Annotated in this window: 4 protein-coding genes, 2 pseudogenes and 1 riboswitch; of the genes and pseudogenes, 4 read left to right on the top strand and 2 right to left on the bottom strand. The window is 58.4% G+C overall.

Going from position 1 to position 6,056, the window contains the following annotated elements:
- Positions 1–2 precede the first annotated feature (2 nt).
- Positions 3–614, bottom strand: a complete 612-nt coding sequence (cobO, locus tag IC37_RS17105; RefSeq protein ID WP_030131702.1) for a cob(I)yrinic acid a,c-diamide adenosyltransferase — start codon at positions 612–614, stop codon at positions 3–5.
- An 80-nt stretch (positions 615–694) separates the two neighbouring features.
- Positions 695–925, bottom strand: a riboswitch (cobalamin riboswitch).
- A gap of 154 nt (positions 926–1,079) precedes the next feature.
- Here cobO and IC37_RS17110 point away from each other — a divergent pair.
- Together IC37_RS17110 and IC37_RS17115 are read left to right on the top strand one after the other, a co-directional pair.
- The gene (locus IC37_RS17110) at positions 1,080–1,664 is read left to right on the top strand and encodes a hypothetical protein (RefSeq protein WP_030131704.1); all 585 of its coding nucleotides are present in this window, start codon (positions 1,080–1,082) and stop codon (positions 1,662–1,664) included.
- A gap of 68 nt (positions 1,665–1,732) precedes the next feature.
- Positions 1,733–3,046 (top strand): sorbosone dehydrogenase family protein, encoded by a 1,314-nt coding sequence (locus IC37_RS17115; RefSeq protein WP_030131705.1) that lies wholly within the window; start codon positions 1,733–1,735, stop codon positions 3,044–3,046.
- Positions 3,047–3,440: 394 nt separating this feature from the next.
- Here the strand turns inward: IC37_RS17115 and IC37_RS17120 are convergent.
- Positions 3,441–3,515 (bottom strand): annotated as a pseudogene (locus IC37_RS17120) (biliverdin-producing heme oxygenase); the annotation flags it as partial.
- Between the two features lie 163 nt (positions 3,516–3,678).
- Between IC37_RS17120 and IC37_RS17125 the strand changes: the two are divergent.
- Both IC37_RS17125 and IC37_RS30175 read left to right on the top strand, forming a co-directional pair.
- Positions 3,679–4,530 carry a hypothetical protein gene (locus IC37_RS17125; protein WP_256580750.1) on the top strand — a complete coding sequence of 284 codons (852 nt, stop codon included), beginning with the start codon at positions 3,679–3,681 and terminating at the stop codon, positions 4,528–4,530.
- A 976-nt stretch (positions 4,531–5,506) separates the two neighbouring features.
- Positions 5,507–6,056, top strand: a pseudogene (locus IC37_RS30175) (lipase family protein); the annotation flags it as partial.

Here is a 6,056-nt window from a genome sequence, read left to right on the forward strand (position 1 = left end):
GTTCACAGCTCGACGCCTTTTTGCGCTTTGATTCCGGCCTGGAAGGCGTGCTTGATCATGCCCATTTCAGTGACGGTGTCGGCCAGCTCGATCATCTCCGGCTTGGCGCCGCGACCGGTGACCACCACGTGCTGCATCGGCGGACGCGCCTGCAAGTCGCTGAGCACTTGATCGAGATCGAGGTAGCCGTGCTTGAGGGCGATGTTCAACTCATCGAGTACGACTAGACCAATGGACTGATCACGCAGCAGTTCGCGGGACACTGCCCAGGCGGCTTCGGCAGCGGCGATGTCGCGCTGACGGTCCTGGGTTTCCCAGGTGAAGCCCTCGCCCATCACATGAAAACGCACCTGCTCCGGAAAGCGCCGGAAGAACAGCTCCTCGCCGGTGCTGGTGCGCCCCTTGATGAACTGCACCACGCCGCACTGCATGCCGTGGCCCATGGCCCGCGAAAGCATGCCGAACGCCGAGCTGCTCTTGCCCTTGCCGTTGCCGCTCAGCACCAGCAGCAGACCGCATTCATTCGGCGAGTTGGCGATGCGTTCATCGATCACGGCTTTTTTGCGCAACATGCGCGCCAGATGGCGTTCGTCACGATCGGGAGTATCAGTCATGGGGGAGCTCTCCGTTGAGGCTGGATAACGGCGGGCAGGCACAAGAATAGACGGCAAGAAGCCTGGCATCGCCCACCGTGATGCCGTTGGATGAATCAGGCCGGTCTCCGGGCTCATGAGCGGCTTGCGCCCGACTGCGCGCCTTCCCATGTCGTCGACACAGTGGCTCAAGGCGCAGCCTTCACTCATTTACCGTTGCGGGGGCAGCGCCGGGATCGTGATCATTCTTCGCGTGAAGAGAGTCACTCACCGGCTTCCCTGTTTCACTCTGTCGACCAAGGTCACAGAGCACCTGAAACAAGCCGCGAAGGTTAGAGGGTTGGGGATGGAGCGTCAATTAAAGCCGGGGCGCCGCTGAGCGAATAACTGCCGTCGATCAATTAACTGACGCCAATCTTGTGCCACACTGCCAGCAGTGATATCAAAGAGCCACAACCTCACAATACAATAACAAGGGTGAGCCACATGCAAGGCATGATCATCAGCAATCCGAAGCTGGAATTCCTGCGACCGGTGCTGGAACGCTGGTTTGACTGTATCGACCGCTACAACACTGTGCGCGGCGATAACGACACACCTTATTGGTACGACGAAAAAGCCAATCTCGGCTTGCTCTCCGCCGCGGCCTGGATGGCGGAAATGGTCACCTTGCAACAAACGCCGACGCGCAAGCAGAACGAAGAAGGCGAACGCAACACCCACGCCGACCTGTTTATCGCCAGCAGCGAAGAGCGCGCGTATTTCCAGGCCACCCAGCGCTGGCCGCGGGTCAACAGCCCGAACCTGACCCAGGCACTGGCGGACATCACCTGTGACGCAAAGCGAATCAGCTACGCCAGCGACCTGAAACTCGGTTGCCTGTTCGTTGCGCCGCAAAAAGCTCAGCAGAGCGCTACACCGGAAGAACTTCAGGACATGGTCGACGACCTGCAAAAGGAACACTGCTGCGCCGTAGCCTGGTATTTCCCGTACGCCTACCGCAAGTTGCGCAACGAAGCCGGAAACTATCACCCCGGCATTGCCGTGCTATTCAAGGAAGCCCGCGGCTGACCGGTTGATCCATCGAGCGTCTACGCTTCTCTATGATTACGTCAATGCATTCATAGGGAAGATCAGTAATGCGCAAACCCCAGCTCGTTTTCATCATCGCGCTCGCCGGAGGGCTCGCCGCCTGTGGTGAAACCTCCAGCCTGCAAGTCTCGGATGGCACAGGCCCCTCACCCAAGCTGCCAGAGCCGAATAAAACCCTGATCCCGACGGTGAACATCGCCCCGGCAATCGGCTGGCCTGAAGGGGCGAAACCTGTCGCCGCGGCGGGGACTCAGGTGACGGCGTTTGCCGAAGGCCTCGATCATCCGCGGTGGCTCTACGTGCTGCCCAATGGCGATGTGCTGGTGGCCGAAACCAACGCGCCACCCAAACCCGATGATGGCGCAGGCATTCGCGGCTGGGTCATGGGCAAAGTCATGGGTCGCGCCGGGGCTGGCGTCCCCAGCCCGAACCGCATCACCCTGCTGCGGGACAAGGACCACGACGGCGTCGCCGAAACCCGCACGGTGTTCCTGGAAAACCTCAACTCGCCCTTCGGCATGACCCTGGTCGGCAATGACCTGTACGTCGCCGACACCGACCGCCTGCTGCGTTTCCACTACGAGAACGGCGAGACGGCGATCAAGTCGCAGCCAATCAAAGTGGTCGATCTGCCGGGCGGCACGCTGAATCACCACTGGACCAAAAACGTCATCGCCAGCAAGGATGGCAGCAAGCTGTACGTCACCGTGGGCTCAAACAGCAACGTCGGTGAAAACGGCATGGATCAGGAGGAAGGCCGCGCGGCGATCTGGGAAGTGGATCGCGCCACCGGCAAGCATCGGATCTTCGCCTCGGGGATTCGTAATCCCAACGGTCTGGCCTGGGAGCCTCAGAGCGGCGCACTGTGGACCGCCGTCAACGAGCGTGACGAAATCGGCAGCGACCTGGTGCCGGACTACATCACGTCAGTGAAGGATGGCGGGTTCTACGGCTGGCCTTACAGCTATTACGGCCAGCACGTCGACATTCGCGTCGAGCCGCAAAACCCCGATCTGGTGGCCAAGGCCATTGCCCCTGATTACGCGGTGGGGCCACATACCGCATCACTGGGCCTGACGTTCGCCGAAGGCAGCAAGCTGCCCGCTCCGTTCACTCAAGGTGCATTCATCGGCCAGCATGGCTCGTGGAACCGCAAGCCACACAGCGGCTACAAAGTGATTTTCGTGCCATTCAGCACCGGCAAACCGACCGGGCAACCGGTGGACGTGCTCACCGGATTCCTCAATGACGAGGAAAAAGCCATGGGCCGGCCGGTGGGTGTTGTGATCGATCAGCAGGGCAGCTTGCTGGTGGCGGATGATGTAGGGAACAAGGTGTGGCGCGTTAGCGCGGCTAAATAATGTGATTACTGCAAGACGAAAAATCTGTGGGAGCGGGCTTGCCCGCGATAGCCATGGGTATCTACATATCTTCACGACTTTGATGGTGTACATATCCGTTTCTGCGGTCACGGCCACCTAGGGTTCCGCCCTTACGGCGGGTCACTTGGAAAAGCCCCAAGTAACCAAGGGCTTTTGCCCCTGTCGTTCGGTGCCTCGCCCAGGCTCGGCATGCCCTCGCTCCGGTCCTGCTCCGTAGGGCCGCCGCGATCGGCCATCCATGGCCGTGCGCGGCTAACCCGGCATCCATGCCGGGTTGCCCACTACGCAGAACCGGAACGAAGCCTCTCGAGGGGCGGTGCGTCAAGATCAAAAGCTGCAGGCGAGCTAACGCTCGGCCTGTTGAGTGGTGGAAAGCATCGCGCTTGATCAGAAACGCGGCTCCGAGCTTCGAACCTTCCGAAACAAACAACCAGCCCAGCGCCTCGGCTTTGGTCCCTCCCGGTCATTGCATGGCTGCAAATGTCAGATATTTCAGAGACTGGCGTAGGCGCGTTCCCAAACGTTTCCTGGCCCCTCAAATCGTTCTGGATGACGGCTATACCTCTGTTGATACTTCGTTTTTCAGCGTGGTTTTTTGACAGGGACATCAAGTGACGGTACTCCAGGAATGGGAAAAGCCAATTCTCAACAACGCTCCTTCGTTGTGTTTCGCGAGCCGGCAATTTGCCCGCGCACTGGCAATCATTGCACTGGCGCTTGCCGCTGGCGGTTGCGTTTTTGCACCGGCAGAGAGCTTTACCTTGCAGGCCGAAGTGCCGGCCGATTTCAGGGTCAAGGCTGATGCCTATTACGAGCCGGCCAGCGGCGAAACCTGTGAGGCGCCGCCGCGCCAGCGCGGAAAGGTGGCGCCGAACCGCAAGTTTTTCACCAGTGAATTCCAAAGCATTGCGCGCACGGCCGAGTTTCAGATCCCGCTGACGACGCGCGCGGGCGGCTGTCCGTTGGTGTTGAGTAGTTTGAGGTTGAATTTGCGAGGGAAATGGGGGCCGGCTCGGCTCGATGGCAGTAATGATTTTGCCAGCCTGTCCTTTTACGACGCACTTGCAGATGACCGTCCAGATTTTCCAGCCTCCGGTATTCAGGCGTTTCAAGGGCAATGCCAGTGGCTGTTTCGCACTGTGGGACCCGAGCGGGCGATCATAAAAATCCTGCACTGTCGGGCCGTCGACGCGGATGGGCTGATGGTGAAGCGCATAGCGGGCGGGGTATTGCAGCGCGATCAGTTGCCGGGCAGGACGGTGAGGATGGTGTTCGGAATGGCGGCCGAGGAACGGCCCTTTGGGCAAGACACCTGGATCCGCTTTCCGCAAGGTTGGAAACGTTGCCTGGGTGAAAACCTTGAGGATCAAGACGCCTTCTGTCGCGGCAACACCACAGATTTCAAACCTTTCAAAATGCCCGACGGCAGAACTTGCACCGTTTACCCCAACTGCACTGAATAAGGAAATCAGATATGGCACATCAGGAGCGAGATCACTCTTGTTTCAGCAGCAAAATGCTGGTTTGCCCGCTACGGGGACACTGGACGAGTTTTCGATTGGTTGACGAGCAGGGTGACGGAAAACCCTATGGTGGTTTGCCTTACTCCGTTGTGGACAGTGTCGGCCAGGAGTATACCGGACGATTGGATGGTGAGGGATTTGCAAAGCTAGAGAACCATTACCGAGGAACTGTCGTACTCACCTTGGACAAGCGGTACAGCGGACTCGATAAGCCATATGAACGGTTGATAAAACGAGAGTACTACCCCCTCCCCATCACCGAACTCCAGTACCGCGCCGAACAAACCCGTTTTTTCCACGAAGACGGATTTCGTCGTGAACACAACCCGGCCATCAAGGACGCCGATGTCTTTGTTCAGGTCGAGGTGCGGGACCTGGTCCGTGATGGCGCGCATTTGCCACCGGTGGCCCAGCGCTTCTACGAACCCCAAAGCGCACTGCTTCGGGCCATGAGCGAACTGGGTTTCGGCCCCGAGCATTCGTTCGGCATTGCGCTGAGCCCCAACCAACACAACGTGCTGGAAGTGCGGCCGATGCGCGCCTTGCGGCCACTGCTGTCCACCGATGACAAATTCTGTGCGCTGAATCTTTATCAACTGGCACTGATGGCGACCTTGAGTTACACCGACTTCGCCCAGGACCCGTGCGAAAAGCCGCTGGATAAAGTGCGCTTTCCTGAGGACCCGAGCATCGGCAATCTGTTTGGCGAGGCATTGGCCAGCTATCGGGAGAGCTGGCGAATCGATAGGAGCCAAACCCAAAGGTTTTACCCGTTGTACGAAGACGTGCCTTATTCAAAGCGTCTGGAAATCCTGCCGTTCAACCCGACGCTGTATCAGCAAAATCACCCGGACAAAGGCAAGGATCAGGAACACCCGGCCAACCAGCATTTTTTCGATGATCAGGAAGATGGCGNTCGGGAGAGCTGGCGAATCGATAGGAGCCAAACCCAAAGGTTTTACCCGTTGTACGAAGACGTGCCTTATTCAAAGCGTCTGGAAATCCTGCCGTTCAACCCGACGCTGTATCAGCAAAATCACCCGGACAAAGGCAAGGATCAGGAACACCCGGCCAACCAGCATTTTTTCGATGATCAGGAAGATGGCGGCGATACCCAGGCGTTCATGTGTCATCACGATGAAGTCGTTTTGATTTCGGTGCGCGGCACGGCCAGTCTGAAAGATGCACTACGTGATGTGCATGCGCTTCAGGTTCCGTTCGAGGAGGGTGTCGGGCAGGTTCATAAGGGGTTTTACAGCGCATATCAGGCGCTCAGCGAGTTCGTGCAAAACTATTTGCACCGATTCTACGCAGGTCAAAAAATCATCATATGCGGCCACAGTCTCGGTGGAGCCATCGCCTTGCTGCTGGCCGAAGCATTGCGTCGAAACACCACGCATAAATACAACATCCTCCTCTACACCTACGGCGCCCCACGCGCTGGCGACTCAACCTTTGTTGAAGGC

It is taken from the genome of Pseudomonas sp. QTF5 (assembly GCF_000512695.2).
Lineage (GTDB): Bacteria > Pseudomonadota > Gammaproteobacteria > Pseudomonadales > Pseudomonadaceae > Aquipseudomonas.

Bases quoted from the DNA above. Each gene is read 5' to 3' on its own strand.
- cobO (WP_030131702.1), bottom strand. From the start codon at position 614: ATGACTGATACTCCCGATCGTGACGAACGCCATCTGGCGCGCATGTTG.
- IC37_RS17110 (WP_030131704.1), top strand. From the start codon at position 1,080: ATGCAAGGCATGATCATCAGCAATCCGAAGCTGGAATTCCTGCGACCG.
- IC37_RS17115 (WP_030131705.1), top strand. From the start codon at position 1,733: ATGCGCAAACCCCAGCTCGTTTTCATCATCGCGCTCGCCGGAGGGCTC.